Origin of the sequence: Luteolibacter yonseiensis (assembly GCF_016595465.1) — a bacterium.
GTDB lineage: Bacteria > Verrucomicrobiota > Verrucomicrobiia > Verrucomicrobiales > Akkermansiaceae > Luteolibacter > Luteolibacter yonseiensis.
In genome coordinates this window covers 190,848-217,844 of the sequence record NZ_JAENIK010000008.1, presented here as the reverse complement: position 1 = coordinate 217,844, position 26,997 = coordinate 190,848, and the positions used below count along the sequence as shown (strand labels likewise).

Annotated in this window: 23 protein-coding genes; 15 read left to right on the top strand and 8 right to left on the bottom strand. The window is 61.0% G+C overall.

The features are described from left to right. Positions 1 to 17 precede the first annotated feature (17 nt). The 3 genes from JIN84_RS07120 (at position 18) to JIN84_RS07110 (ending at position 3,670) form a co-directional block, all read left to right on the top strand. On the top strand, positions 18 to 770 hold the full coding sequence (locus tag JIN84_RS07120) for an ABC transporter ATP-binding protein (protein ID WP_200350339.1): 753 nt from the start codon (positions 18 to 20) through the stop codon (positions 768 to 770). A gap of 12 nt (positions 771 to 782) precedes the next feature. After that, a complete protein-coding gene (locus JIN84_RS07115; protein WP_200350338.1) occupies positions 783 to 1,586 on the top strand; it encodes an ABC transporter permease in 804 nt (267 codons plus the stop codon). A gap of 497 nt (positions 1,587 to 2,083) precedes the next feature. Then, entirely contained in the window at positions 2,084 to 3,670 is a 1,587-nt protein-coding gene (locus tag JIN84_RS07110; protein WP_200350337.1) for an RICIN domain-containing protein, read from the top strand. Between the two features lie 183 nt (positions 3,671 to 3,853). On the opposite strand, the gene thiH is transcribed toward JIN84_RS07110, so the two are convergent. Then, entirely contained in the window at positions 3,854 to 4,960 is a 1,107-nt protein-coding gene (gene thiH, locus JIN84_RS07105) for a 2-iminoacetate synthase ThiH (protein WP_234043257.1), read from the bottom strand. A gap of 179 nt (positions 4,961 to 5,139) precedes the next feature. Between thiH and JIN84_RS07100 the strand changes: the two genes are divergently transcribed. Together JIN84_RS07100 and JIN84_RS07095 are read left to right on the top strand one after the other, a co-directional pair. Continuing rightward, the gene (locus JIN84_RS07100; RefSeq protein WP_200350335.1) at positions 5,140 to 5,847 is read left to right on the top strand and encodes an NlpC/P60 family protein; all 708 of its coding nucleotides are present in this window, start codon (positions 5,140 to 5,142) and stop codon (positions 5,845 to 5,847) included. 70 nt (positions 5,848 to 5,917) lie between these two features. Further along, positions 5,918 to 6,289 (top strand): hypothetical protein, encoded by a 372-nt coding sequence (locus tag JIN84_RS07095; RefSeq protein ID WP_200350334.1) that lies wholly within the window; start codon positions 5,918 to 5,920, stop codon positions 6,287 to 6,289. 98 nt (positions 6,290 to 6,387) lie between these two features. Here JIN84_RS07095 and lexA read toward each other — a convergent pair whose 3' ends face one another. Next, positions 6,388 to 7,002: a transcriptional repressor LexA gene (gene lexA, locus JIN84_RS07090; protein ID WP_200350333.1), complete on the bottom strand. Its 615-nt coding sequence runs from the start codon at positions 7,000 to 7,002 to the stop codon at positions 6,388 to 6,390. A 107-nt stretch (positions 7,003 to 7,109) separates the two neighbouring features. On the opposite strand from lexA, the gene JIN84_RS07085 reads away from it, so the two are divergent. Further along, positions 7,110 to 8,348 (top strand): MFS transporter, encoded by a 1,239-nt coding sequence (locus tag JIN84_RS07085; RefSeq protein WP_325099571.1) that lies wholly within the window; start codon positions 7,110 to 7,112, stop codon positions 8,346 to 8,348. Here JIN84_RS07085 and JIN84_RS07080 read toward each other — a convergent pair. Both JIN84_RS07080 and pdxA read right to left on the bottom strand, forming a co-directional pair. Then, a complete protein-coding gene (locus JIN84_RS07080) occupies positions 8,336 to 8,881 on the bottom strand; it encodes a hypothetical protein (RefSeq protein WP_200350331.1) in 546 nt (181 codons plus the stop codon). The genes JIN84_RS07085 and JIN84_RS07080 overlap by 13 nt on opposite strands. Positions 8,882 to 8,912: 31 nt before the next feature. Further along, a complete protein-coding gene (pdxA, locus tag JIN84_RS07075; protein ID WP_200350330.1) occupies positions 8,913 to 9,767 on the bottom strand; it encodes a 4-hydroxythreonine-4-phosphate dehydrogenase PdxA in 855 nt (284 codons plus the stop codon). A gap of 115 nt (positions 9,768 to 9,882) precedes the next feature. Between pdxA and JIN84_RS07070 the strand changes: the two genes are divergently transcribed. The 3 genes from JIN84_RS07070 (at position 9,883) to JIN84_RS07060 (ending at position 12,633) form a co-directional block, all read left to right on the top strand. Further along, a complete protein-coding gene (locus JIN84_RS07070) occupies positions 9,883 to 10,383 on the top strand; it encodes a hypothetical protein (protein ID WP_234043256.1) in 501 nt (166 codons plus the stop codon). A gap of 39 nt (positions 10,384 to 10,422) precedes the next feature. Then, a complete protein-coding gene (locus JIN84_RS07065) occupies positions 10,423 to 11,451 on the top strand; it encodes a hypothetical protein (RefSeq protein ID WP_200350329.1) in 1,029 nt (342 codons plus the stop codon). A gap of 198 nt (positions 11,452 to 11,649) precedes the next feature. Next, positions 11,650 to 12,633 carry an SH2 domain-containing protein gene (locus tag JIN84_RS07060; RefSeq protein WP_200350328.1) on the top strand — a complete coding sequence of 328 codons (984 nt, stop codon included), beginning with the start codon at positions 11,650 to 11,652 and terminating at the stop codon, positions 12,631 to 12,633. 223 nt (positions 12,634 to 12,856) lie between these two features. Here JIN84_RS07060 and JIN84_RS07055 read toward each other — a convergent pair whose 3' ends face one another. Continuing rightward, complete coding sequence (locus JIN84_RS07055; RefSeq protein WP_200350327.1) at positions 12,857 to 14,233, bottom strand: tetratricopeptide repeat protein; 1,377 nt, start codon at positions 14,231 to 14,233, stop codon at positions 12,857 to 12,859. Between the two features lie 222 nt (positions 14,234 to 14,455). Between JIN84_RS07055 and infA the strand changes: the two genes are divergently transcribed. The 4 genes from infA (at position 14,456) to JIN84_RS07035 (ending at position 21,904) form a co-directional block, all read left to right on the top strand. Then, a complete protein-coding gene (gene infA, locus JIN84_RS22950; protein ID WP_200350326.1) occupies positions 14,456 to 14,749 on the top strand; it encodes a translation initiation factor IF-1 in 294 nt (97 codons plus the stop codon). A gap of 573 nt (positions 14,750 to 15,322) precedes the next feature. Beyond that, positions 15,323 to 19,771 (top strand): DUF1800 family protein, encoded by a 4,449-nt coding sequence (locus JIN84_RS07045; RefSeq protein ID WP_200350325.1) that lies wholly within the window; start codon positions 15,323 to 15,325, stop codon positions 19,769 to 19,771. 36 nt (positions 19,772 to 19,807) lie between these two features. Beyond that, entirely contained in the window at positions 19,808 to 21,322 is a 1,515-nt protein-coding gene (locus JIN84_RS07040) for a DUF1501 domain-containing protein (protein WP_200350324.1), read from the top strand. Positions 21,323 to 21,331: 9 nt separating this feature from the next. After that, positions 21,332 to 21,904: a hypothetical protein gene (locus tag JIN84_RS07035; RefSeq protein ID WP_200350323.1), complete on the top strand. Its 573-nt coding sequence runs from the start codon at positions 21,332 to 21,334 to the stop codon at positions 21,902 to 21,904. 70 nt (positions 21,905 to 21,974) lie between these two features. Here JIN84_RS07035 and JIN84_RS07030 read toward each other — a convergent pair whose 3' ends face one another. After that, positions 21,975 to 22,754, bottom strand: coding sequence for a segregation/condensation protein A (locus JIN84_RS07030; RefSeq protein WP_200350322.1), 780 nt, complete (start codon positions 22,752 to 22,754; stop codon positions 21,975 to 21,977). A gap of 101 nt (positions 22,755 to 22,855) precedes the next feature. Here JIN84_RS07030 and JIN84_RS07025 point away from each other — a divergent pair, with 101 nt between their 5' ends. Then, a complete protein-coding gene (locus JIN84_RS07025; RefSeq protein WP_200350321.1) occupies positions 22,856 to 24,502 on the top strand; it encodes a translocation/assembly module TamB domain-containing protein in 1,647 nt (548 codons plus the stop codon). A 58-nt stretch (positions 24,503 to 24,560) separates the two neighbouring features. Here JIN84_RS07025 and metF read toward each other — a convergent pair whose 3' ends face one another. Then, on the bottom strand, positions 24,561 to 25,466 hold the full coding sequence (gene metF / locus JIN84_RS07020; RefSeq protein ID WP_200350320.1) for a methylenetetrahydrofolate reductase [NAD(P)H]: 906 nt from the start codon (positions 25,464 to 25,466) through the stop codon (positions 24,561 to 24,563). A gap of 118 nt (positions 25,467 to 25,584) precedes the next feature. Here metF and JIN84_RS07015 point away from each other — a divergent pair, with 118 nt between their 5' ends. Next, a complete protein-coding gene (locus JIN84_RS07015; protein ID WP_200350319.1) occupies positions 25,585 to 26,367 on the top strand; it encodes an EF-hand domain-containing protein in 783 nt (260 codons plus the stop codon). Positions 26,368 to 26,415: 48 nt separating this feature from the next. Here JIN84_RS07015 and JIN84_RS07010 read toward each other — a convergent pair whose 3' ends face one another. After that, positions 26,416 to 26,982 (bottom strand): DUF420 domain-containing protein, encoded by a 567-nt coding sequence (locus JIN84_RS07010; protein ID WP_200350318.1) that lies wholly within the window; start codon positions 26,980 to 26,982, stop codon positions 26,416 to 26,418. Positions 26,983 to 26,997: the final 15 nt, after the last annotated feature.

The following is a 26,997-nucleotide window of genomic DNA, read 5'->3' as shown; positions in this document are numbered from 1 at the left end:
GGTGCCAGCTTGCGGCGATGCCCGACGCCACTCCCATTCTTGAAGCGGACCGCCTCGCCAAATCCTTCGGCACGTCCACCGCGCTCGACGGCCTTTCGTTCTCCCTCGCGGAAGGGGAATCACTCGGCCTGCTCGGTGTGAACGGGGCGGGAAAAACCACCGCGATGAACCTGTTGCTCGGCCTCACCACGCCGACATCGGGCAGCATCCGGGTCTTCGGGCTCGATCTGTGGAAGCACCGGATCGAGATCCTGCGGCAGGTGAATTTCTCCTCCGCCTACACCGCCCTGCCGTCGAACCTCCTCGTCTGGCAGAACCTGAATGTCTTCGCCAAGCTCTACGGCATTCCAAAACCGAAGCAGCGCATCGAAGAACTGCTCGAGCTCCTCGACATCACCCACCTGCGGAAATCCGTCACCGGCACCCTCTCCGCCGGAGAGTCCACCCGCGTGAACCTGGCGAAGGCCCTCCTCAACAAGCCGCGCCTGCTCCTGCTGGACGAACCCACGGCATCGCTCGATCCGGACATCGCCGACCGTGTGCGGAAACTGCTCCGCAAGCTCCAGCACGAGAACAACCTCTCCATCCTCTACACCTCCCACAACATGCGGGACATCCACGAGGTATGCGACCGCCTGATCTTCCTGCACGGTGGAAAGGTCCTGGCGGAAGGAACGCCTGACCACATCGCGGAGAAATTCAACCGCAGTTCCCTCGAAGACCTCTTCATCGGCGTCGCCCGCGGTGAGGTGGAAGCCATCGTGAAGTAACCACCCGAAGCCATGCCGTTTTCCATCAACACCGTCCAAGCCCTCGTCCTCCGCTACCTGTATCTCTACACCCGCCATCCGATCCGGCTGGTGGAGCTGATCTTCTGGCCGCTGGTGGATCTGCTCGTATGGGGATTCCTCACCACCTACCTGAAGGGACATGGGGAGGGAGGCTTTCCATCTTCGATCGGTTTCCTCATCGGCGGGATGATCCTGTGGGACGTGCTTTTCCGTTCCCAACAAGGGGTCGCCATCTCTTTCCTTGAGGATGTCTGGACCCGCAACCTGCTCAACGTCTTCGTCGCGCCCGTGCGCACGGCGGAGTATGTCGCATCCACCTGCGTCGTCGGAGTGCTGCGTGTCGGAGTCACCCTCGTCGTCCTCACCATCGTCGCGGCGCTGGCCTATCAGTTCCAACTCACCAATCTCGGCCTCGGCCTGCTGCCGTTCTTGGGAAATCTGATCCTCTTCGGCTGGTTCCTCGGCATGATTTCCACCGCCCTCATCATGCGCTTCGGCCAGGCGGCGGAGAGTCTGGCCTGGGCCATCCCGTTCTTCATCCAGCCGCTCGCCGCCGTGTTTTATCCGGTCTCCGTGCTGCCCTCATGGCTGCAACCCGCCGCCATGGCCCTGCCCTGCACACCCGTCTTCGAAGGCATGCGCACCGTCCTCTCCGGAAAACCGGTGCCATGGGGAAATGTGGAGCACGCGCTCCTGCTCAATCTTGTCTGGGGCGCGGTGGCGGCCATCTTCTTCGCGATGAACCTCAGGCACGTGCGGAAATCCGGATTGCTGGTGAAGGTGGCGACGCAGTAAACCCGCCCGCCGGTAGGGTCGGATGTGGTTTTTTTGTATGAAAGGCAGGTTCCGGATCCGGATCGAAATCCAATGCTCCAAGCCTGTGGGGCTTCATGATGCTGCCGCGTGATTTCATGGCGGAAGGCTCGGAAATTTCGTTCCATCATCGATCGTGCCGTCACTGGCAGGGTTGCTCATTCCATATCCTGTATGGAAAATGGAGCAATGCTCGCATCATGTTTTCGAAGGATTGGAATATTCAATTATATAGGTCGGATTGCTGATGAAACCGAGATCGGGAGACAAGATCCACATGTATTCATGTGGTCCTGCGTGGCTCGGGCGGCCGGTCTGATAAAACTCCCTACTTGGGGAGCTTATCAAAAGCGTTCACATGGCGCAGCCTGATCATGAATCACGGTATATCCATCGGATATTTATTCGATGCCATCAGGTGGTTCACGCGGCACGACGAAAACGGTCGCGATATCGCAAACCCAAACAAAACCCATAAAATGAAACATGCATTGGAAAAAGCGAATGGCGGAGCCATGTCCTCGTCCGGAAAAAAAGCCATGACGCCGGTCCGGAAGGGATGGCTGGCGCGGTCCTTCCTGGCCGCCCTCGCCATCGCCGCCGGCAGCGTCCTTGTCCAACCGGCTTCCGCCATCGGAGCTGGCGATGCCGATACGATGTTCAACGGCTTCAACAATGCCTTCCTCGTGAACGGCAACTACTACAAGAATAAGATCAATGGAAACACGTTCGATGAAGGCTGGACCGGCGCGATCAATATCATGATCGCGCAGGACGCCTTCGAGCGGACCGGCAGCATCGCGCACAAGAATCTTGTCAACGCGCTCTGCACCACCTTTCTCCAGAAGTTTCCTCCGGGCTACGAGTGGGACGGCTGGAACGATGATATCGGATGGATCTCCATCATGCTGGCCCGCGGTTATCTCATCACCGGCAACGCGGACCTGCTCTACAACGCCCGCGTCCCCTGCTTCGACATGGTGTGGGCGCGCGGTTGGGATACCCAGTACAACGGAGGTGGAATCTGGGAGCAGCAGCCGAACATGACTCCGCCGGGCCAGACCATCGACAAGCAGGCCCTCTCCAACAATACCATGGGCAAGGCGGCCTGCCTGATCTACATGGGAAATCACGACCAATGGTACCTGGACCGAGCGGTCCAGATCTATGCCTGGGTGAGGGCCAATCTCTACAACACCTCGAACGGCCACGTTTACAACGGTATAGAACCCAACGGTACCGTCAACACGAGCAGGAATGTGTATAACCAGGGAACGTTCGCGGATTACGCCAACTACCTTTACCAAATCACCGGAAACGTGATGTATTATAACGACGCCAAAAGGGCGCTCGATTATGTCAAGGGTTCACTCTGGTATAACGACGGCATCATGACCGGAGGCGGCACCAACACTTGGTCGGACGAATACGCCCGGGCTCTGGGACATTTCTGCCGGGACAACCGCCAGTGGGCCACCTATCACAGCTGGGCGGTGGCCAACGCCAACGCCGCGTGGGCCCGCCGGCGCACCGACTATAACATCACGTGGAGCAACTTCACCCAGCAGACTCCGAACGACAACAACATCATCACCAACCGGTTCTGCGATGCCGCGGCCTGGCTGCAATTCACCCCCGTCAACATCCCCAGCAACATCTGGGGCCGGCATACCATCGTGGGCCTGCACAACATGGCGATCGACTCCCTCGGCCTGACCGCGAACAACAGCACCGTCGGTCTATGGGGCCTGAACTACGGCCAGACCCAGATCTGGAACTTCAGCCAGAATGCGGACAACTCCTGGAACATCGTCAGCCAGTCCAGCTGGAAATCGCTGGATGTTCCGGGTGGCACTTCCGCCAACAACACGAAGATCATCCAATGGCCCGCCACCCGGGGAAGCAACCAACGATGGTGGGTGGATCTGCAGACGGACGGGAGTTATAGGATCTGGAACCAGCAGAGCGGCGCGTCCCTTGACAGCGCCAGCACGATGACCAACGGCCAGTCGTTGATCCAGTGGGGCTGGAATGGCGCGCTCCAGCAGCGCTGGCGTCTTCAGTGATTGATCGGACGCAGGGCGCCGCCCGTTTGCGGGCGGTGCCTTGTTTCCACCCTCCGCCATCTGGTGTGTGGCGTCGGATATTCGATATTCGATATTCGATATTCGATGTTCGATGTTCGATGTTCGATGTTCGATGTTCGATGTTCGATGTTCGATGTTCGATGTTCGATGTTCGATGTTCCCTCACGCCATCGCCAGCAGCGACTCATCCCAGTCTTTCCACACGGGATCGAGGTTTTGCGAACGCAGCATCGCGGCGACCTCGGCGGGGCTGCGGTGGTCGGTGATCTGGAATTGCTCGGTGGCTTTCTCGCAACCGGATTTTTCCTCAAGCTCCACGCGGCGGCCTTTCACGGTGAGGTGGAGGTCGTCGCTGCCCGCGCCGGTGTAGCCGCCGGGTTCGGTGCGCGCGCCGGCGGACATGTGGGTCACTCCGAGGGTGGCGATGGCGTCGCGGAGCGCGGCGGGTTCGCGGGTGGAAACCACGATGCCGACCTGGGGGAAGAGCAGGCGGAACACGGCGATCAGTCTGACAAAGGCCTTGTCGGGAAGATAGAGGTCCGGATCCGGCTCATATTCGTAATTGCCCGCGTAGGGGCGCATGCGGGGAAACGCGACGGTGAACTGCGCTTTCCAGCAATGGCGGTAGAGGTATTCCAAATGGGCGCAGAGCGCGAGCGCCTCGTATTTCCAGTTCGCCAGTCCGAACAGCGCGCCGATACCGATGCGGCGGAAGCCTCCCGCGTAGGCGCGCTCCGGGCAGTCCAGCCGCCAGTTGAAATTCTTCTTGGGTCCGGCGGTGTGGAGCTGTTGGTAGGTGTCCCGGTGATAGGTTTCCTGATAGACCACCAGTCCCTCGGCACCATGGCTGACGATTTCCGCGTATTGGTCGTCCTCCATCGGCCCGACTTCGAGTCCCAGGGTGGGGATGAAGGGCTTGAGGGCGTCCAGGCATTCCTGGAGGTAGCCGTCCGAGACGAACTTCGGGTGTTCGCCCGCGACGAGCAGGACGTTGCGGAAACCGAGGCCATGGAGGTGCTTCGCCTCGGTCACCACCTGGTCGATTGTCAGGGTGGTCCTGAAAATGGCGGCATCACGCGAGAAACCACAGTATTTGCAGTTGTTCACGCACTCGTTCGAGACGTAGAGCGGGGCGAACAGGCGCATGGTCTTCCCGAAGTGGCGGCGCGTCACCTGCTGGCTCTGGCGGGCCAGCGTTTCGAGCGGACCCCCGGTCTCTTCGGAAACAAGCTGGAGGAAACGCCTCATCAGAGGAGTCGGTCGCTTCATCAGTTCAGGAAAAACATCCGCAAAAGCCATGGCGGGCGGAATGTGCGTCCTCAGACGGCGCACGTCAAAGGTGGTTTCTCAAGAAATGGCGCGTCTGGCGGTGGGGGCTCCAGTGTGAAATTTCCGTGAAGGTGCGGATCTTCATCGTCAATCCGCCCGAACCGTCACATGACACGGGGATGATTCGTCAATTTTTCCGGGTGGTTTTCACGGCGGGGGTCACCGGGCTGGTCGCATTGGCATTTCATCCGTATCATGACGGGGCATTGCGCTACGGTCTCCCGTTGTCCCTGCTGGCGTTGCTGTCGGCGGGGATGGTTTTGTTTTGGAACCGGAAGGTTTTACGGTTCGCCCTGCTGGTGGTGCCGGTGTTGTGCGTGGTTCCGTTTCTGATGCCGGGCAAGCCTGTCTCTCCGAGCGACCTTTCGAGCCGCTATGTCGCGGCGCTCGGGCGGATGGAGGGTGTTCCCTACCTGTGGGGAGGAGAGGGCCGCAGGGGCGTCGATTGCTCCGGCCTGCCCCGCAGGGCGTTGAGGGATGCGCTGTGGGAGACCGCTTTTGAAACCGCAAATCCGACCGCCCTCCGTCAATGGGCGGAACAGTGGTGGTTTGACACGAGCGCCAAGGCCCTGGGCGAAAATTATCGCGGATTCACCCGACCGCTGGGCATGGCTGGCAAACTGCGGGATCTGGATTCCGGTGTGCTGTCCGCCGGAGATCTCGCCGTCACGGGAGATGGCCGGCACGTGATGGTCTGCTTCGGCGAGGGGAGATGGATCCAAGCCGATCCAGGGCCATGGAAGGTGGCGGTCGGGAATCCGAAGACGGACCGCAATCCATGGTACGACTCTCATGTCACCCTGCATCGCTGGATGCTGCTGGAATGACAACACTTGAACCCCGACATCCGACCGATTTCCGGATCAGGCATCGATTGTCACAAAATCTTCATTAGTCATGAAAATCATACCCCAATCCGCCTCGGCCCGATGCCTGCTGCTGATCGCTCTTCTCGCGGCAATCGTGGTGACCGGTCCCTCGATCATCCATTTGATCTATCGATCGGGAACATCGCTTTCACTCAACCAGCTCCAGACTGAGAAATACTACTATCTGACAAGTATTGAGAATTCCAATGCCCCGCTTTCCCGCGAGGCGCGGGCGCGCCTGGAGGCTGAGAAGATGAGATTGCTCCATTGGTTTCATGTCCGTGGCTGGAGCATCGGCGAAGGGGACGAGGGCGGAAGCTTGTTCCGCCGCTGGCGTGAACTCTACCTTTATTGGAAGGATGCCCACGACATGGAGCCTTACCCGATCGCCGGGGAATGATATTCGTTGGTCATCATCAGGCGTTCGTGGGCCGCTCATGAAGAAGCGCCCTTTTCAAGGGCTTGGAAGCCTCCGCCTCAACCGCGGGGCTGTCCCATTCATATCGATTGCCTGAGCAAGGCGATCATGACACCTTGAATGACGAGTTCCTGCGCGGGAACGAGGTCCGGGAAGTGGGGGTTCTCCGCACGGAGGAAGGGTCTGCCTTTTTCCACGACGTAGCGTTTCAGCGTCGTTTCTCCGTCGATGAGGGCGGCGACGATGTCACCTTTGCGCGGCTCGCGGAATTCGAGAATCACGGTGTCTCCATCGCAGATGTGGGCATCGATCATGGATTCACCCCGGACCTTGAGAGCGAAGGTTTTCGCATGGCGGGGGAGTCCGAGAGAGGCGATGTCGATGGAGATGCAGCCCTGGCGGTCCTGTTCCGAGAGCTGCGCCATGCCGGCGGCGATGTTTCCAAGCACCGGGATATCGATGATCTCGCCACGGTCGAGCTCTTCCGGGAAAATGACGGCGCGGGCTTTTCCGGGAAGCCGTTGGATGACGCCCTTGCGCTCGAGCGCACGCAGATGGCTCATGGCGGCGGTCTGGCTTGCGAATCCGAAATAGTGCTGGATCTCGCGGGTGGACGGCATGATCCCGGTCTTGCGTTGGGATTTCCGCAGGTAGTCGAGAATCTCTTGTTGGCGGAGGGTGAGGTCGTCTTGCATCGCTATGAACAGTGTTCCTTAGAACAAATCAGAAGGAGGGGGTACCCGCAAGCGGAATTTTTCCTATCCCGCTGGCCTTTTCCGATGGGGATGGGTAGTGAATGGACGTGCATGGCGTAACAGGAACCTCGACGAACGGCCGCGGGGTTTTCGTCCGGTTGTGGCTGGTGTTTTTCCTGCAAGGAATGACACCCGGCTTCTGGATGCCGGCCCTCACGAACATATTGAAAGCAAGGGGGCTGGAGGACTGGGTCGCATTGGTGTTCATCGTGCCGCCGTTGTGCGCGGTGATTTCCCCATTGATAGGCGGCGCGCTGGCGGACCAGCGGGTGGCGGCGGACCGGTTGTTCGCGTGGACCTCGTTGATCGGATCGGTGGCTCTGCTGGCCGCGTTCGGCACGCTGCACGCCGGGTGGAATCCGTGGTGGTTCGTCGCGCTGCTCGGTTGTTACTCGCTTGTTTCGGGGCCGGCATGGGGACTCCTCACGACCATCGCATTGACCAATCTGTCCGAAGGTGAGCGGAAGTTTCCCCTGGTCAGGCTCGGCGCGACGCTGGGGTGGATGCTTGCCGGGGTGACCACAAGTTATGTCCTGAAAGCCGACACCAGCCCCACCGCCGGCTATGCCTCGGCGGCCACGCGGATGACGGTGGGGATGCTGGCGTTCTTTCTTCCGCACACGCCGCCGTTGGGGAAGGGAAGTTCCTGGCAAAGCCGACTGGGGTTGGACGCCTTTTCCCTGATGAAACACCGCGACCACTGTGTGTTTTTCGTGGTGACGGCGATTTACTCGATCCCGCTGACGGCCTTTTACATGTATGCGCCGGAGTTGTTGAAGGTCCTTGGAGACCAGCGTTCCACGGCGACGATGACGCTGGCGCAGATCACCGAGGTGGCGGCGATGTTGCTGGTGGGGTCCGTGATGATGAAATTCCGTGTGAAAACCGTGCTGCTGTGGTCGCTGGGTCTGTCCGTGGTGCGGTTCGGAATGAGTGGTTACGCCGGAGCGAGCGGCATGATCGGCTGGCACATCGCGGGGATCATGCTGCATGGCATGTGTTATACCTTCTACTTCATCACGGCGCAGGTGTTCCTGGACCGAAGGGTGGATCCGGGCATGCGCGGCCAGGCGCAGGGATTGCTGTCACTGGTGACAAGCGGCCTGGGCCCGCTGGTGGGCGCGGTGGTCTGCGGTTGGGTGAGGAGACATTACGTCACGGCGGACGGCCACGGCTGGCTGGATTTCTGGTCCATCCTCGCCGGGATTATCGCGGTGTGTTTCGTCGTGTTCGCCGTGTTTTACCGCGGGCGCGAGGCGGGTGATCCGGGAACTCAGCGTGCGTAGATTCCGCTGGCGGCGACGACCGCACAGGGACCGCCTGTGATGCCGACGGGTGGGATGACCAGTTCGATTTTCTCCCCATTCACCTTCAGATCCGCATGGCTGGCGGCGGCTTCGAGGCCCTGTTGGTGAAACGGCGCGGTTGGCAGCGGCGCGCGGTTGATCAGTGTGGTTTCAGAGAACCCTGTGAGGTGCGATTCGAAGACGAAGCCGGGAATCTCCACCCGAGCGGTGGCCTTTTCGGAATCGATGTCGATGGTGATGGTTCCGAGGATGACGGGGGCTCCCTCGAAGGGCGTTCCCGCGAAGATGTGCTTGGAGAAATAACCGCCCACCGCCTCGTCACCGCTCACGAAGCCGAATGCGAGAGGAGGTGCCGCCGGATCCGGTTGCCAGAAAATCATGCCGCTTGGTGAGGAGCCTGCGGGGGTGTGGACCATCCGTGCGACGTGGACGATCACGTTCGGCATTTCGAGTTCCGCATTTGTTTTGGCGATGAGATCCACGCCGCCTTCCCAGGACATCCAGTTTTTCATATCCGTGACGCTAGTGGTTCGGCCTGCCGGATCAAGCCAGTTCGCACGCCAGCCGGATGGCGGCGATCATGGAGGACGGGCTGGCGAGGTTTTTTCCCGCGATGGAAAAGGCGGTGCCGTGGTCCGGGCTGGTGCGGGGCTTCGGCAGGCCGAGAGTGACATTCACGGCCGTGTCGAAGTCCAGCAGCTTGAGCGGGATCAGACCCTGGTCGTGGTACATGGCGAGAACCGCATGGTAATGTCCCTGTGCGGCATCGCGGAAAATGGCGTCCGGCACGGCCGGGCCGCTGAAGACCGCATCTCCGGTGGCGTTCAGGCGGGCGATGGCAGGGGTGATGGTGCGGATTTCCTCGTCCCCGAAGGCTCCGTTCTCTCCGGCGTGGGGATTGAGTCCGGCCACCGCGATCTTCGGCCTGGCGATGCCCCGGCGCTTCAGGAAATCCGCGGTGAGATGGCCGATGCGGAGGATGGATTCCTGCGTGAGAAGCTCCGGGACCTTGGCCAGCGGTTCGTGGATGGTCGCCAGTCCGACGCTCAGGGTGTCTCCCGTAAGGAGCATTCCATAGTCCGCCACTCCGAACGCATCCGCGAAGTATTCCGTCTGGCCGGGAAACGGAAAACCGAGGGCCTGGAGTCCTTCCTTCGAGACCGGGCCGGTGACGACAGCGTCGGCGCTGCCTTCCTTCAACCGGCGCACGGCTTCATCAAGCGCGGCGAGCGCGGCGGCGGCGGAACGGCTGTCCGGTCGGCCGGGTGTGCCCGCGGTCCTGTCGCCGAGCACTTCGATTTCAAAACCCGAGGGGATTTTTCCGGAAGCGAGCGCGAGGTCGATGACTTCCGGTCCGACGCCGGCGGGATCTCCGATGGTGATGACAATGCGGGGCATGCCCGAACATCCGTGGATCGGCGGGACCTGCCAAGCGGGGAAATTCGTCTTATATCCGGTTATTGCCCCGGTTCCGCGCTTGCGGGGCGGGCGGGAAGGCGGCTAGGTTTCCTCCATGGCGAATTTCTCACTGAAAATGATCCTGCTCGGAAGCGTGTGCGCGCTGTTGACGCAGTGCGGACCATCAATGGGTTCCGGCAACCTGGGCGGACCGACAGTGGAGGAGAGGAACGCGAAAATCGCCAGCGAGCCGACCGGTGACTTTTTCTACGGACGCCGTTATTTCGTCGAAAAAACCCGCTTCTGGGGTTATGTCCGCCAGCCCCGCCAATCGTGGAACCGGGGCAAGCTCGTTGTCCTGCGGGAGGATAAGAAACACGCGCCGGACCGCATGTCCGAAAACGGCCCTTCCGGCCAGCGCTATGCGTTCGACAATAATTTCGAATACCGCCTGCGGGGCTACTACACCGGAGCCCAGGCCTATGATCCGAACAGCAACCAATTCCTGCCCGAGTTCATGTTGACCGGTTATGAGGTGGTGGATCGCCAGCCCGGCTGGCTTTTCCGTCCGGACGACCGTTACAACCGCTACCGGATCACGATGTTTCCGCGCTGAGCGTCACCAGTTGAGTTCCTCCTTCCCCATCCCCCCTCTATGAAATCCGACGACTTTCAGCGTTCCGTCCGTTCCAGCAAGAATGGCCGCTCGGAGGGGGATGCTCCCAACATCGGGAAAGTAGGGCGGATGCCCGGTACCGGATTGCCGAGAACCATCCGGCGCAAGCGCAGGGGGGAAGGGGGCGGCAGCGCGAGCGGGGAAATCCGCAAGACTGACCGGGGCCGCGAGTTCCGGCGGAAGGTCATCCTCATGTGGTCGCTGCTGCTGTCCGGATTGGTTTTGGTGATCCTGGGGGTTTCGGTCTGGCTGTGGATCCGTCCGAACATGGAAAGAAGGGAAGTGGCGCGAAGGCCGGCGGCTCTGGCAAAGGAGGACGAATTCATCAGGCCCGCCATTCCGTCATTGCCGGAGGCGGATGCCATCGCGTTGGTGAAGGAGGCCCTGACTGTCCGCGAACCGGAGAGAATTTCCGAATATTTCCGTCTGGGCGAGTCATCGCCAGAGGCGATCGTGGCTTTTCTCAAGTCGCTCGATCAGGTGGATGGAGTGGTCTCAAAGGTGTATTCGATCGGCAGCATTGATGGGAACGGCATGGCGGTCGACTGCCTGATCGTCGCATTCAAAGGCACGGAGCTGCCCCGCAACCGGGTGGCCATGTTGACCCCGGACGAGGCGGGAAAGTGGAAGGTGGATTTTGACGCGTTCGCCCGGACCGTGACCCCCTCTTGGGACGAATTTCTGGAAAAGGGTGCGAAGTCGGCCCGGGTCCGGATCTACGCGGCGGCGGATTCCTACTACAATGGCGTCTTCCGGGACGAGACGCAATGGGTCTGCTACGGCCTCGCCTCGCCGGACACCAGCCGGATCCTGCTGGGCTATTGCAGGCAAGACTCTCCCCAGGCGGCCGCGATGGCGTCCATTTTCAGGAAAAATCCCAGTATGAACCGGGCCACTTTGGAGATACGCCGGGTGGAAGGCGGGGATTCCCGACAGGTGGAAATTTCCCAAGTTGTTGCGGAAGATTGGGTTGTGGGATCCAAGCCATTTGAAGATCGCTTCAAATGAACGGCATTCACGGGAGAATGGTTATTTCTTTTGGAAAAATCATTTGACTTGTAACATTTCTGGGCTTGCGCACTCAGGCCGGGATTTATTAGTAACCCTGTCATCGTAAATCAGGGTGATACCCGCTCCCCCGTTTCATGGGCGGATCTGATCCTGCCGAGCGTCGAGGCTCCAATCCTTCCCCAGGATCATCCCCCAATGAAAACTCCCGATATCCAATGCGGAATCGCATCCACCCGTCGCAGGACGGGCGGTGAAGCGCCCGACATCGGCCGTGTCTCGCGTCTGCGTGGCGGCCTCACTTCCTCGACCGGCACCCGTCGCCTGCGCCGTCGCGGCGAGGGGAAGCCGGATGCCAACCGCAGCAGGGTCCTGCTGGTCTGGTCCGTCCTGTTGGGGGGGGCGACCCTGGGTGTGTTGGGCGTTTGTTTTTCCCTCTGGGCCAAGTCGCGCGTGTTCCAGAATGTGGTGCGTACGCATCCGGGAGAGCCCGTGGCGGAGGAGCGTGTGGTTTCCAAATTTCCATCCCCGAGCAAGGAGCAGGCGTTGGAGAAGGTGAAGCGTGCCCTGACGAACCGCAACCAGGACCAGATGCCCGCCCTTTTCCGCATGGGGGGTGCCACCAGCGCCGAGGTTCTGGAATTCCTGAAATCCAGCGAACAACGTGACGGCGTCGTGGAGCGATACGACTGGCTCAGCAGCATGGATACGGACGGTTTGTTGTTGGAGGGAGTGCTCGTGGTTTACAAGAATTCCGAAAGACCGGTGGAGCGTCTCGCCTTTCTCACTCCGGACGAAGCGGGAGAGTGGAAGGTGGATTTTGACGCGTTCGCCCGTTCCAACCGCCCGTCCTGGCAGGACCTGGTGACGAAAAAAATCGACCAAGGAGTGGTGCGCGTCCTGGTGGGGAACGATTCCTACTACAACGGCCTCTACACCGAAAAGGACTGGGTTTGTTATACCATCGCCTCGCCGGATACCGAAGAGCTGCTTCGCGGCTATTGCAAGGTCGGCTCGGCCGAGGCGCGGAGGATGGAACAGCTCTTTTCACAAGGGCAGAAAATGAGCCGTGCGACCATTGAGATCCGCCGCAACAGCGAGGCGGAGTCCAAGCAGTTCGAGATCACCCGCATCGTTGCGGGTGACTGGGTTGTGGCCGAGCCTCCGGGGCGGCACGGTTGATACCTGGGAGAATGGTCGATTCGCACCGGATGCCACGCAACCGGGATCCGGTCCGGGACGGTACCCGCCCGGGCATCCGACCTCCTTTGATCAAGGTGCGACGGCTTCCCGGGAGCACGGGGCCTGCCGTCGCCGCGGTAGAGCCCGGCGTGACGGATCCAAAAAAACGCCGTCCCTCTTTGAGAAGGACGGCGAGGTGATTGTCAGATATCCCGCAAGGGCATCACGCGTAGGAGGACTCCACGCGGTTGGCCACGTCACGATAGCCGTAGTCCACTTCGTAGATTTGCTTGAAGCAATCGAGAGCGGCTTCCTTGCCACCCATTTCGGTGTGGATGAGGCCCTTTTCGTAGAGGACTTCCTTTTTGGTGTTGTCCATGGCGACGAGATCGGCGAGAGCGTCCGAAAGCTGTTTGATGGCGAGGTCGAACATGCCCTTGGCGCGGAACGTGCGGGCGAGCAGGAGCAGGACCTTGGTGCGGATGTGCGGGTTGCGCGTCGCCTGCTGGAGGTGTGGAATCGCTCCGCTGTGGTCTCCCACGTGGTAGAGCGCGCTGCCCAGTTCGAAGCGGAGCTGCGGGTCGGTCGGGTTCTGATCGACACGCTTCTGCGCTTCCTGCACCTGCTCCGCCAGGCGGTCCGCCCTGCGTGCGTCGAGCGCCGCCTTGAGCTCCTCGTTGCCCGGGTCCGCCGCGACAGCGGCCTCGAGGTTTTTCAGATCCGTCTCAAGAGCCCGGTCTTTCATGGCACCGGCCTTGGTGGCGAGCGCCACGTCACCATTGCTGAGGGTGTGTGCCCAGCCGTAGAAGGCGTGCGCGTTGTGCCAATCCTCGAGTTGCTCATAAAGCCCGGCGAGGTCTTTGGCGGTGGCCAGATTGTTCGGGTTCTCGTTGTATTTCGCGATGACGGCGTCACGACGCTCTTCGAGCTGGTCTTTGGTGAGGCCGGTGCGGGAAGCCTTTTCCAGTTCCTCGAACTCCGCGCTGTTCTTCATGAGCGAGCGCATGTCCGAGTTCTCATCCCACTTCGCCTTCTGCATGGAAGCGCGGGCGGAACAATCCTTGGAACCCTTGATGGCGGCGCCGTCGGTCGGGTGGTGCTTGATGATGTCGTTGTAGACTTCCGATGCCTGCATCGGTTGTTCGCGGCTGATGTAGAATTCCGCCAGCTTGTGAAGGAGCTTCGCATTCTCGGGGCTGCCCTTGCGGACCGTTTCGAGGGCGAAAGCGGCGCTTTCGAAAAGGTCCAGCTTGAAGAAGGTGTCGAAGAGAAGATCGTTGGAAGCGTCGTTGTATGGATCCTTCTCCAGCTCTTTTTCAATGAGAGGGATGGTTCCGAGAGGATCTTTTTTCGCTTGGCCGGCCAGTTTCGTGCCACCGGAGGAACCGAAGAGACCGCCCTTTTTCTTAGGTGGGCCGGCCACTTGGAACTCGCACTTGCGGAGCATCTTCCGGCCGTCGAGGAAGCCGGGAGCATCCTTGAGCACGGCTTGCAGCAGGCTGATGCCATAGGGAAGGTTATTCGTTTGAACGGCGCTGAGCGCTTTGAGCCAAAGTGGCTTCAGATTGGCGGGGAGTTCTTTTTCGGTGATCTCAGGCATGGCAATTGAAGATAGTGCGGTTTTTGGAAATGCCACTCGACGATGGCTGCGGCGGGAAAAGTGGAGGTTCGAGGACGCCTTGGCAAGCGTGGGGTGATGCAGAAAAGCACGAGTGTGGCGAAATCCCGCATTTTTTGGGATTGATGGCGCCGCTGGGATAAGTTACCGACTCGTCGCACGGCGGAGGTTTTTGCTCCGCCGCTTGTTTTATTCCACTCCACCATGCCTCCACGCCCTAAGAATTCCGGCCGTCGTACCAACCGCAACCGCTACGGTCCGCCGAAGCGTTCCTCCAAGGACGAAGATGAGAAGGCGGTGGAAGTGGACGGCGAGATTTCCTCGGTTCTCGCGGGAACCATGTTCCGTGTGAAACTGGAGAGCGGTCACGAAGTGCTCGCCCACATTTCCGGGAAAATGCGCAAGCGATTCATCCGCCTCGTCGTGGGTGACAAGGTGAAGATGGAAATGTCTCCTTACGATCTTACGAAGGCGCGGATCGTTTTCCGTCTCTCGTAAAGTGGTGGCCCGCTGATCGTCCTTGTGGACGATCGTGCGAGGGCGATGGGGTTGTTCAAACCGCCGGATTGTTTTTCGTGGCAAAGCGCCCGTCCGTTGGCGGAGCGGAGGTGTGGATCATTTGCTCCAGTTGATGAGGTGCCGTGCATCCGTGATGGCAGCCAGGGGGACCGATATTTTTCAGATCGGTGATGCCGGGTATCCAAGGGGACCGTGATGGAGGTTTCTCGGGCACGTTTGTTCATGCCTCCACGGAGGCTTCTCCTCAAGAGGTGTTGCATCATTTTGTAAATTGCTGGAAATAAATCAATTGGCAGCATTGTTCATTTGTAAGAAAATTGTTGACCATATTGCTCATTTAAGTAATGATTTAATCCGCTTGAGCGATTCATATTGGAATCGGACGAGCAGCGACAGAGACCTTTGGAAGAGGATCGTCGATTTCGCCCACCGGTAGTTCCACACGGCGGCGGCACCCACCTGCGGCATCCCGCAGGCCGGTTAGAGTGACCGAAATCATCCTCCGCCCATAGGCCGCGTGGCCCCTGGTGTTGGAAATCCCTCATTTCCACCATGACCCATCCCTTATCCGGGCGGCGCAATGCCGTCTTCCTTACCTCGTTGTTGTCGATCGGAATCTCCGCAATCGCCGCCGCCGTCCCGAAATATGAATCCGGATCCCTCACATTTTCACAGCCGAATGCCGGAACGTGGAAAACCGTGACGTTCATCACTCCGTTTCCGGCTGTGCCGGTGGTGGTGTTGGGCACGCCGACCCATCTGGATCCGGCCGGCTTCGCAGCCCGCGTCCGCAATGTGAGCGCGACGGGTTTCGAATACCAGATCGACGAATGGGACTATCTCGACGGGGTGCACGGCCAGGAGACCTTGAACTACCTTGCGATCGAACCGGGCACGCACACCATCGATGGGCAGACCTGGAAAGCGGGCCGGACGACAGGGGTGACGCGCACGGCGCAGACGGTGGCCCTCGGCACGGGCTTCACCACGACTCCCATCGTGCTGGCCCAGGTCGAATCGGTGGCGAATGCCAAGGCGGTGACCAGCCGGGTGCAGGCGGTCACCACCACCAATTTCCAGGTGAAGGCGCTCACCCAGGAATCCGACACCGCCGCGCTGTCGAATGAATCGGTGGGCTGGATCGCCATCGCCCAAGCCAGCGGAACACTGGACGGAACATCTTTCCAAGCGGTCAGGACCGCGGCGAATGTGACGGATGCATGGAAGCCTATCACCTTCGGCGGCACGGTGCGGCAGCCGCTCATTTTCGCCCAGGGGCAGACGGCGAACGGCAGCGATCCCTTTGTGGTCCGCCAGCGGAACCTGACGAAAACCGGGGTTGAGATCTTCCTGCAGGAGGAGCAATCCGCAGCGACGGAAACCACACATAACGCGGAAAACGTGGGTTACCTCGTGCTCGGTGAAACGGCGGGAGAACTGCGCTCGAAGCTGCAATTCGGCGAGCTGGTGCAGGCGCAGGCGGCTGCGGGAACCTGGCAGACGGTGACATTCGCCAAGAGCTACGCAAACCCGGTGGTAGTCTTCGGACCCGCGACGCAGAACGATCCGGAACCCGTGGGAGTGCGGGTGCGGAACGTCACCTCGACCGGTTTCGAGTGGCAGTTCGACGAATGGGATTTCCAAGACGGCATCCACGCGCAGGAGCAGGTCCACTATGTCGTGGCGGAGGAGGGGACGTATGTCATCGGCGGACTGCAGTGGCAGTTCGGCCGGTCCACATTGGTGAACAACACCCCGTCGGCGCGGACGTTTGCGGAAGCATTCGCAGCGGCTCCGGCGGTGCTGACGCAGACCGTCACGAGGAATGGGAGCAGCGCGGTGAAGTCGCGCCTCAGCGGAGTCACGGCCACCGGATTTTCGGTCAGACTGGAAGAGGAGTCGGCGCAGGATCAGACCCATGCCGACGAAACGGTGCATTATCTGGCGGTCGAGCAAGGCAATGGCCGGTTGGTCACTCCGCCCTATCTCTCCGTTCATGCGGGCGTGACGGCCGCTGACGTGACCGAGTTTTTCAGGCCGCTGGTTTTCGCCCGGAAGCTTGCCGAACCTTTCCTGTTCGCGGATCCGCAGACGCGGAATGATGCGGATCCGGTGACGCCCCGCTTCGCGAACCTGACCGCCGGAGGGGCGGATCTTCGATTGCAGGAAGAAACCTCGCTGGAGGTGAACATCGCACACACGGCGGAAAAGGCGGGATTCCTCGCGGTTTCCGGCGCGTTGGACACGGATGAGGACGGGCTGCCGGACACATGGGAACTGGCGAACGGCCTGAATCCGAACAACTCCGCCGATGGAGCGCTCGACCCAGATGGAGACGGACTGGGCAATCTTGCGGAGCAGACCTACGGCACGAATCCGAATGTGGCGAACGGGGCCGGCACCCTGACCGTTGCGGCGTCGGTTCCGGATGCTTTCGAGAAAGAAGGCGGACGTGCCGCGTTCCTCATCACCCGCAGCGGAGGAGTCGCACCGGCAACGGTTTCCTTCGCGCTCACCGGCACCGCTTCGGCGGGCGACTATGTGGTGAAGGATGATCGCGGAAACACGCTCACCGGATCGATCTCCTTCGCGGCGGGGGAAAGCGTGCGGACCATCTTCATCGTTCCCGTGCTGGATTCGCTGAACGAATATCCGGAAACCGTGGCGCTCACGCTTTCGTCCGGAGCCGCCTATTCCCTCGGCTCGCCATCCACGGCGGCGGTGAAAATCAAGGACGCGACAGACACGGCTCAAAACGAGCAGTTGTTCGTCGCCTATCTGACACGCCAGGGCACCGCCCAGACGTATGCCTCCGGCATCGCGACGCTCTACCTCAACGGTTCGAAAACCGTGGCGCGGGTGAACCTCGGCTTCAGCGGCCTCACCTCCAACCAGGTGAACGCCTACATCCGTTACGGAGTGACCTCCGGCATCGGACAGGAACTGCGTCCCACCCTGCCGATCGGACAGGTCATCAATGAAACGTGGACCGTCAATCCGGTCGGCGCGCTGGCCGGGCAGGATCTTGTCGACGGCTTGTTCCAGAGCGGTGGAAAATGGATCTACCTGAACATCGGTACCGGCACCTATCCGGCGGGAGAGATCGCGGGCACCTTCGGCCTCCAGACCGGCTCAAGCACTTTCACCCCGCCGCCCGCCGCGCCCGCACCGGCGGTCCTGACGGGGGATGCGCTGACCCGTGATGTCTCCCGCTTCCTGACACAGGCGACATTCGGCGCGACCAAGCCGGAAATCGACGCGCTGGTGGATTCGATCCAGACGACCCACGCCGGTGACCGCATCGCCGGATACGCCGCATGGATCGAGGCCCAGTTCGCTCTCGGCCAGACACGGTTGCTGGACTACACGCAGGCGGCCGACGCCCACGAGTGGAATCTGCGCGGGGCATCTCCCTCGAATTTCACCACCAACAACGAGGTGGACTACCACAACCGCCGCAGGGGCTGGTGGCTCATTTCCGCCAAGGCGAAGGACCAGCTCCGGCAGCGGACGGCTTTCGCGCTGAGCGAGATCTTCGTGGTGTCCGAGGAACTGGCGCTGCTCCGCAGCAGGCATTACGGCCTGGCGAATTATTACGACCAGTTGGGTGCGAAGGCGGACGGCGGCTTCCGCAGCCTGCTGGGGGATGTGAGCAAGAGCCCGGTGATGGGGAAATACCTCAGCCACCTGCAGAACCAGAAAACCGTGACCGATGGCAGTGGCAACGTGCTCATCAGTCCGGACGAAAACTATGCCCGCGAGATCCTCCAGCTTTTCTCGATCGGGCTGGTGCAGCTCCATCCGGACGGATCGTTGAAGCTGGGCGGCGATGGCCTGCCGATCGCCACGTATGGCAATGACGACATCACCAACCTCGCCCGGGTTTTCACCGGCTGGAGTTTCAGCAAGAAAAACGGCACCGCGGGTGCGGGGTATCCCGAGCAGGACAACACGAACTTTTTCCAAGGGAACGGCCCTGCCTACTACCAGGCATCATGGACCAACCCGCTGAAAAACTTCGCCGCCTACCATGACACCGGTGCGAAAACCGTGCTCGGGACAAGCATCGCCGCCGGGCTCAGCGGCCAGGACGACCTCGCCGCGGCGCTGGACATCATCTACGCCCACCCGAACGTCGGGCCGTTCATCAGCCGCCAGCTCATCCAGCGCCTGGTCACCTCGAACCCGAGCCGTGGGTATGTCTATCGCGTCGCCCAGAAATTCGAGAACAACGGCTCCGGCACCCGTGGAAACCTGAAAGCCGTCATCAAGGCGATCCTTCTCGATCCCGAGGCCCGCGACCTGACGCTCGTGAACCAGGTCGGCTACGGAAAACAGAAGGAACCGATCATTCGTTATCTGCAGCTGATCCGCGCGCTGGACGGAAAATCCACCCTCCCGCTCTCGGCCCTCACTTCGTTCGGCTATCCGTCAGGGCAGCTGAACAACTTCCCCGCAGGCACCACGCTCTACCGCTATCCGAATACCGATGACCAGCTCGCCCAGACGCCGCAGAACGCGCCGACGGTTTTCAACTGGTTCCTCCCCGGCTTCAACCCCGGCGGTTCGCTCGCCGCCGCCGGACTGGTGGCACCCGAGCTCCAGCTCAGCACGGAAACCAGCGTGATCCGCACGACGAACTACGCGAATACCCTCATCCAGAACAACAATGGCCAGAACGTGAACCGCCTCGTCGGCTCCACGGATGATCTGGAGGAAAACGTGAAGCTCGACCGGACTGTTTACGAACAGCTCTACGACGCCCGGATCACCGCCGGTGACACGGTGGCGCAGGCATCCACCGTGGTGCTGGATCAGCTCGACCTGCTTCTCACCGCAGGGAACTTCAAGAACAGCTACGGTTCCGCGGCCACGCCGAATCCACGCAGCATCACGCTGGACACGGTCGCTTCGCTGGACCCCGCGACCACCACCGCGGTTCGGGTCAAGGAGCTGCTCTACCTGCTGGCCACCTCGCCGGAATACGTCAACCAGAAGTAAATCCGTCTCATTTCATCCCTTCGTCCCTTCATCATCATGAAATCCCAAGACAACAACTCCTTCTTTTCCCGCCGCTCGTTCCTCCGGCAGTCCGCCTGCGCCTCGCTCGGCATCACAGGAGTGGTGAACACCCTGGCCCATCTCCGGCTGGTGAACTCCGCGCTGGCCCAGACCACACCGGCGGGAGGCTACAAGGCTCTGGTCGTGCTGTTCCTCTTCGGCGGGAACGACTCGAACAACCTGCTCATCCCGCGCCGCACCCACGGCTCCTACGAACAATACAAGACCGCCCGCGGCGTGCTCAAGATCCTCGACTCGAATGATCCTGCCTACGTCGCCGGACAGCCGGCCTCCATTCCGTTGACCGGTGGCGGCGCGGACTACGGCACTCACCCCGCGGCGGGAGGGATCGCGGATCTTTTCAACAGCGGAGAGCTGGCCTTCGTGGCAAACGTGGGCACTCTGGTGCATCCGACCACGCGCGCCCAATACAACGCGGGTACGGTGCCCCTGCCACCACAGCTTTTCTCGCATTCGGACCAACAGGTCCAGTGGCAGAGTTCGGTGCCGGACCAGCCTTTCAGCCGTGGCTGGGGCGGACGGGTTGCCGATCTGCTGGCCTCGCAGGGACATGCGCAGGGGCAGGTGTCGCTTTCCGTCAGCCTGGCCGGCATCAACAGCCTGCAGGTGGCGGATCAGGAGGTGCAGTATGCCGTCACTCCGGAGGGGGCCATTCCATTGGCCGGCTACAGCAATGCCAGCGGTCCTTATGGTGCCGCGCTCAATACGGATGGAACTTACAAGACAAGCCTCACCGGCAAGCGGCTCAAGGCCTTCGACGACATCACCAACCATACGTACCAGCACCTGCTTGATGACGACCATGCGAAAGTGGTGAAACGGGCCCGCGCGAACGAGGGGCTCATCGGAGCGGCCCTCACGGCTGCGGCGACCTCGGGCGTGGATTTCGACGCACAGTTCGCGAACGCCCAGTCGCCCCTCGGCGATCAGCTGAAATCGATCGCGAAACTCATCGCGGGCCGTGTCAGTCTGGGCAACAGCCGCCAGATCTTCTTCGCCAGCATCGGCGGCTTCGACACGCACCAGGACCAGCTCGACGCACAGAACAATCTGCTGGGAGAGCTCGGCAACAGTCTCAAGGCATTCAACGAGACCCTCAAGGCGCTCGGGGTGAACGATAATGTGGTCACCATCACCCACTCGGACTTCACCCGCACCCTCACGCCCAACGGTCAGGATGCTGCCACGGCCGGGTCCGATCACGGCTGGGGCGGCCACCAGATCGTCCTCGGCGGTCCGGTGAATGGCGGGCAGATCTACGGTTCCTTTCCTTCCCTCGCTCTGGGCGCGGGGCTGGACGCCGGGTCGAGCAACCGGGGTAGATGGATACCGACGACCTCGGTGGACCAATATGCGGCTGTTTCCGCGAACTGGCTGGGCGTCGATGCCAACTACCTCGCGGATATTTTTCCGAACCTTTCACGGTTTGAGAATCCCTTCGGCGGCAGCGCGAACCTGGGCTTCCTCTGAGACGCGGTCATGTCACGCAAGAAACCCGTCACGCTCCTCTCCGTTGGTCTCCTTCTCCTCGCGATCGGTCTGGTCGCGTGGTTGCGGGAAGAAGATCAGCGGAGTTTCACTCCAGGCCGCCAAGCGGACCCGGTGGCTCCGGAGCTGCCGGAGCCGGCTCCTCACCCGGCGTCGGAGAATACCCAGCCCCTCATCCTGCAACCCACGACCCCGGCCCGGATCTACCTGCTGCCCGACGCCGCCGAAATCGCGCGGAGGCTCAACTCCGGCGAAACCAGTCCGCAGGAGGATCTCGAAATCGTCGAACTCCTGCTCACGATTTTCCGCAAGGCCAACAACGGGCTGAATCCCGATGGCGGTCTGAACGAGGAAATCGCCGGGGCGCTGGCGGGGAAAAACTTCAAGGGTTTCGCGGTCCTGCCTCCCGACCATCCGGCGTTTGCGAAAAACGGCGAACTATTGGATCGCTGGGGTGCGCCGTATTTTTTCCACCCGGTCACCTCGCGTCAAATCGACGTGAGGTCGGCGGGGCCGGACCGCGCGTTGTGGACGGAGGATGATGTCGTTCTCGAAGTGAACTGAGTGGTGTTGAAGGCCCGGAAATAACCCGGTTCCACCGGGCTTTTCGCATGTGGGAGGGTTCTTCGCCTCCTCACGCGTAATCCGCACCCACCTCCGCGGCTTCCAGCGCGGCAACGGACTGGTTGTCGCGCCGCTCGATGACGATGTCTCCGAGCAGCTCGTTCTGGCGGACGATGAATTGGTTCAACTTCATCAGCTCCAGCAGCGCGAGGAATGTGACGATGACTTCCGCCTTGGTCGTGGCGGACTGGAAAAGTGTTTCAAAACGCCGCGATTCTCCGGGTTTGAAATGACCGAGCAGCAGTTCGATCTTGTCCGAGACCGTGTAGCGGTCGTCGATGATGTCGCCGAAATCGTGCGATTCCTCGAAGCGTTTCAACACGTTCTGGAACGCGCGGATCAGGTCGAAGATCGAGACCTCCGCCAACGCGGGCGGCTCTTCCACAGGAGCGTCCGCCGCGTCCGGTTGGTGGGCGAAGCTGCCTTCCTGTTCCATTTCCTTGAGGCTGAGGAAACCGGCGGCATCCTTGAACTTCTTGTATTCGATGAGCTGCCGGATCAGCTCCCAGCGCGGATCGTCGTCCTCCGCGTCTTCCTCCGGCGGTTGGTCGACACGGGGAAGCAGGGTCCGGCTTTTCAGATACATCAGGTTCGCCGCCATGACGATGAACTCGGAAGCGAGGTCGATGTTCAGCAGTTTGAAGGTGTTGATGTAGTCCAGATACTGCCGGGTGATGCGCTCGATTGAGATCGAATGGATGTCCACCTCGTCCTTTTTGATGAGATAGAGCAGCAGATCGAGGGGGCCTTCGAAGATTTCGAGGCGGACTTTGTAGTCGGTGGCTTCCACGGGGCGGTTGGTAGAGGTTCGGGTGGACGAGTGCGAGGAAATTTGCCTCGCCTCATAGGGTGCGAGCGGATTTACTCGCGGCGTCGAAGCCGAGTAGAATTATGGAGTCCGAGCAATCGCAAAATTTCAACGAGCGCCTGAGCCAGTGGGTGTCAAATCAGGGTTTCTGGTTCCAGATCCGTTATTCGATGTCGGGCAGTGGTTCGAAGGGAACCGTGATGTTCCATTTGTTGAGAATGGGTTTCCGGGGGCTGGTCTTCCTCCTCATCGTCGCCGCATGCGGCTGGGTTTATCTGATGAAGCGGCTGGAGTCCGAGAAATTCAGGGCAGGCCTGCAGGACAAGCTCAAGGCCGGGCTTCACGCGACCGAGGCCGAGCTCAAGGGGTTCGGCCGCGCCCAAGGGGAGTTCAATATCCAGCAGATCGCCGCCGAAGGTGGAAATGAGACGTTTTTCACCCGGCTGGAGGCAAGAAACCTCCGGGGGAAAATGAACCTGCTGGACGGCTTTTCGAACAACTGGGACACCGGCACGGTTTTCATCTCGCGGCTGGATATGGAACTGCGCGCGGGAGCGGACGATGCTGAGTCCGCGCAAATGCTGTCCAAGGCCCTCTTCACCCGGTCGGGCGGCGTGACGACGAACGCATACGAAATCGCGGAAGCTTCCCTGAGCTGGGGCTACTCCGACAGGACCCGCGGTGAGATCACCGGCAGCAACCTGAAAATCCAGAACTCGGCCACCGGCATGAAGCTGATGTTCACCGGCGGCAAATTTTCCCAAAACTGGCTGACGGATCTGAGCATCGTCAACCTGACGATCGCCTGCGACCCGGAGGGAATGGTGTTTGAAAAGGCGGAATTCCGCCGGGGTGAGGGAACGGTGGATTTGTCCGGAACGAGGGTGACCGGTGGCGAGCGTCCGACGATCGACGGGGTGGCGAAACTCCGGAAACTGGGCCTCGACAGCGTTCTGGCTCCCGCGATGAGAAATTTCCTGGAAGGTACGATCTCCGGAGATTTCAAGGTCACGGGATCGACAAACTCGCCCGAAGGGGTTGGTTTCGAAGGCCGCATTCTTCTGGACGGACAGGACACCCTCACCTTGCGGGACCGCGTGCATTTGTTGAAGGCCCTTTCCAATCTGGACATCGTACGGAACTACCACCGGGTGGACTTCACCGAGGGATACATCCAGCTGAAGACGACGAATGGCGGGATGAGTGTTACAGAGCTGAGCCTCAGCGGAGGCGACCATTTCTCTATCGATGGCGGGTTCACCGTGAAGCTTCCCACTCCCGAGGAAATCCAGGAGTCGCTCAACAAGGCGGCCACTGGGGGAGCAACCCCGATTTTTGATGGCGAGGACTCCGAGGATGTCGTTGCCGAACCTGCGAAGAAAGACAAGGCGCTCGATTTCACCCTGCGCAAGGCGGGTCAGGCGGCGAAACGTGCGGGGGGTGCCAAGGCGCTGGAAAACACGTCCTTGATGGACCGGATGACACAAACCCTGGATGCCCGGCAACTGGAGGTGCAGGCCACGGAACGCTCGTCCCGCATGCTCCGCTACGAAGGCTCGGTTCGCATCACCCTGCCTCCCGACATCTTCGAGCGCTCTCCAAGGCTCCTGCAGCAATTCCCCGTGGATGCCAACCTGGGGCGGATTCCGATGGTGGTGCCGTTGAAGGGCACTCTTTACGAACTCACCCTCGACCAGGCCGAGGAACTTTACCAGCAGGGCCGCCGCTGAAACGGAGATGCCCAATCCCCCCGCCCTCAAAGGCGGGGCTTCCTTGTTTTCCAGAGGTTCAGACCCCCGCCGTCAGCCCGAGGCTGTTGTAGATCTCCCGCGTGGCGTGGCTTTTGTTCAGCGTGTAGAAGTGGATGCCATCCACTCCCTCGTCGAGCAGGCCCGCGCATTGCTCCGCCGCGTAGTGGATGCCCACACGCTCGACGGCCTCCGGATTCGCCTTCGCCCGTTCCAAGGCACGCAGGAGCTTGGCCGGATAGCGCGCGCCCGCGGCGAGCTCGGCCATCCGTTTCATCCCCGAGAGCGAGGTCACCGGCATCACGCCGGCGATGATCGGCACACGGATGCCCGCGAAATCGCAACGGTCGCGGAAGTCCAGGAAGTCGTGGTTGTCGAAGAACAACTGGGTGCAGATGTAGTCAGCTCCCGCATCCACCTTCGCCTTCAGGAAATCGAGTTCATCCACCCGGTTCGGCGTCGTCGGGTGGCCTTCGGGAAATCCCGCCACCCCGATGCCGAATCCGCGCGGGTCCGGGTGTGCGCCGGACTCGTTGAATTTGCGGATGAACGCCACGAGGTCCGCCGCATGGCGGAAGCCGCTTTCCGACCAATCGTAATCCGGCCTGTCCTTGGGCGGATCTCCGCGCAACGCCAGGATGTTGCTCACCCCCGCTTTCGCATAACGTTCGAGGATTTCAAAAACCTCCTCCTCCGAGTGGCCCACGCATGTGAGATGGGGGACCGGCGGGATCGAGGTGGTTTCCTTGATGCGCACCACGAGATCATGCGTCAGTTCCCGCGTGCCGCCGCCCGCGCCGTAGGTCACCGAGACAAAGGTGGGGTGCAGCGGTTCCAATTCGCGGATGGCCTGGTAAAGGTCCTCCCATGCCGCCGCGCTGCGTGGCGGAAAGAATTCAAACGAGAGCGATGGCTTCGGGTCGCTGAGAATGTCGCGGATGTGCATGGGTGGTCGGTTGAAAATGGATGGAAGGCATTCCGGCGGGGGCGAAACTTTTCCTTCGGGGTGGAGTTTCTTTGCTCGTTAGCTGCGCGGAGCGCGGCTAGGAAAGCTTCAATCGCCAATGAAAACAATCCCTGTTTCCTTACTTGTCACCGGAATGCTGATGCCAGTCCTGTGCCTTGCCCAACCGCCGGAACAGGAGAAGACGCCGCCGGGTGAGGGAAAGGGACGCCCGCCGGGGCCCCGTCCGCCATTTGCCGAAACCTGGAAGGCCGCGGACAAGGACAACGATGGATTCCTGTCCACCGCCGAGTTCGCCGCCATGCCCCGCATCGTGAACATCCCGGAGGAAAAGCGCGCGAACATTTTCAAACGTCTCGACAAGGATGGTGACGGCAAGCTCAGCCGCGAAGAGCTCGGCCGCTTCGGAAAACCCCACGACAAGGGTGACCACCCGGCGAAACGGTTCTGGGAACTCGACTCCGACAAGAGCGGCGGGATCAGTCTGGAGGAGTTCAAGGCAGGTGAGGTTTTCAAGAAACTTCCGCCGGAGAAACAGGATACGGTGTTCCGCCGCCTGGACACGGACGGCGACGGTGTCATCACTCCGAAGGACAAACCCGAGCCTCCGTTCCGCGGCCCGAAAAAAGACGGTGACCGCCCGGAGAAACCGCCCGAGCAGATCAACCGCAAGCTGGATACCAATGGCGACGGTTCACTTTCCTTCGAGGAATTCCGTCTCGGGCCTGCGGTGAAAAACCTCACCGAGGACCAGCAGGAAGAGCGCTTCGAGCTGCTGGATCGGAACAACGATCTGAAGATCTCGACCGAGGATTTTCCACCGCCACCGCCCAAGCAGAAACCTGATGCTCCGAAGCCGGAGGAAGCCAAGCCGGCGGAGTGACCACCGCCCGGCGGGCGGATCCTTCACAAGCTCCGCGCGCCCGCGCCATCATCCGTAATACGGTTTCAACATCAGGTAGCAGACAGGCCCGGTGACCGCCACGTAAAGCCAGATGGGAAACACCCACCGCGCCAGTTTCCGGTGTGCGGCGAAACGGTTCGTGTGTGCGGCGATGAAGGTGAGAAGAATGAACGGCAGGCTCACCGCCGCGAGGACGATATGGGTGGCGAGCAGGAAGAAATAGACGAGGCGCAGCGCGCCCTCTCCGCCGTAGCGGGTTTCCGGCGTGGTGAAATGGTAGGCCACGTAGCAAAGGAGGAATCCGACAGACAACAGCATCGCGATGGAAACGAAAATCCGGTGCAGACGGATTTTCCCCTGTTTCACCGCGACGATGGCGGCGATGAGCGAGACGGCCACCAGCGAATTCAGCACCGCGTGCACCGGAGGCAGGAAGGCGAACGACCAGCCGTCCGGCAAAGGAATCTTCGGCCCGCGCATGACCATCACCAGGGCGAGCACCGCCGCGGTCAGGATCCAGGCGATGGTGCCGAGTTTTTTCGAGAGGGCTTCCTGCGGCGGGCGGGACAGCCATTGTTTGCGCTCGTCATTCATGGTCGGGTGCCGGTG

Bases quoted from the DNA above. Each gene is read 5' to 3' on its own strand.
- JIN84_RS07065 (WP_200350329.1), top strand. From the start codon at position 10,423: ATGAAATCCGACGACTTTCAGCGTTCCGTCCGTTCCAGCAAGAATGGC.
- JIN84_RS07045 (WP_200350325.1), top strand. From the start codon at position 15,323: ATGACCCATCCCTTATCCGGGCGGCGCAATGCCGTCTTCCTTACCTCG.
- JIN84_RS07055 (WP_200350327.1), bottom strand. From the start codon at position 14,233: ATGCCTGAGATCACCGAAAAAGAACTCCCCGCCAATCTGAAGCCACTT.
- infA (WP_200350326.1), top strand. From the start codon at position 14,456: ATGCCTCCACGCCCTAAGAATTCCGGCCGTCGTACCAACCGCAACCGC.
- JIN84_RS07080 (WP_200350331.1), bottom strand. From the start codon at position 8,881: ATGAAAAACTGGATGTCCTGGGAAGGCGGCGTGGATCTCATCGCCAAA.
- JIN84_RS07095 (WP_200350334.1), top strand. From the start codon at position 5,918: ATGAAAATCATACCCCAATCCGCCTCGGCCCGATGCCTGCTGCTGATC.
- JIN84_RS07025 (WP_200350321.1), top strand. From the start codon at position 22,856: ATGGAGTCCGAGCAATCGCAAAATTTCAACGAGCGCCTGAGCCAGTGG.
- JIN84_RS07100 (WP_200350335.1), top strand. From the start codon at position 5,140: ATGATTCGTCAATTTTTCCGGGTGGTTTTCACGGCGGGGGTCACCGGG.
- JIN84_RS07015 (WP_200350319.1), top strand. From the start codon at position 25,585: ATGAAAACAATCCCTGTTTCCTTACTTGTCACCGGAATGCTGATGCCA.
- JIN84_RS07120 (WP_200350339.1), top strand. From the start codon at position 18: ATGCCCGACGCCACTCCCATTCTTGAAGCGGACCGCCTCGCCAAATCC.
- JIN84_RS07110 (WP_200350337.1), top strand. From the start codon at position 2,084: ATGAAACATGCATTGGAAAAAGCGAATGGCGGAGCCATGTCCTCGTCC.
- thiH (WP_234043257.1), bottom strand. From the start codon at position 4,960: ATGAAGCGACCGACTCCTCTGATGAGGCGTTTCCTCCAGCTTGTTTCC.
- metF (WP_200350320.1), bottom strand. From the start codon at position 25,466: ATGCACATCCGCGACATTCTCAGCGACCCGAAGCCATCGCTCTCGTTT.
- pdxA (WP_200350330.1), bottom strand. From the start codon at position 9,767: ATGCCCCGCATTGTCATCACCATCGGAGATCCCGCCGGCGTCGGACCG.
- JIN84_RS07040 (WP_200350324.1), top strand. From the start codon at position 19,808: ATGAAATCCCAAGACAACAACTCCTTCTTTTCCCGCCGCTCGTTCCTC.
- JIN84_RS07010 (WP_200350318.1), bottom strand. From the start codon at position 26,982: ATGAATGACGAGCGCAAACAATGGCTGTCCCGCCCGCCGCAGGAAGCC.
- JIN84_RS07060 (WP_200350328.1), top strand. From the start codon at position 11,650: ATGAAAACTCCCGATATCCAATGCGGAATCGCATCCACCCGTCGCAGG.
- lexA (WP_200350333.1), bottom strand. From the start codon at position 7,002: ATGCAAGACGACCTCACCCTCCGCCAACAAGAGATTCTCGACTACCTG.
- JIN84_RS07070 (WP_234043256.1), top strand. From the start codon at position 9,883: ATGGCGAATTTCTCACTGAAAATGATCCTGCTCGGAAGCGTGTGCGCG.
- JIN84_RS07115 (WP_200350338.1), top strand. From the start codon at position 783: ATGCCGTTTTCCATCAACACCGTCCAAGCCCTCGTCCTCCGCTACCTG.
- JIN84_RS07035 (WP_200350323.1), top strand. From the start codon at position 21,332: ATGTCACGCAAGAAACCCGTCACGCTCCTCTCCGTTGGTCTCCTTCTC.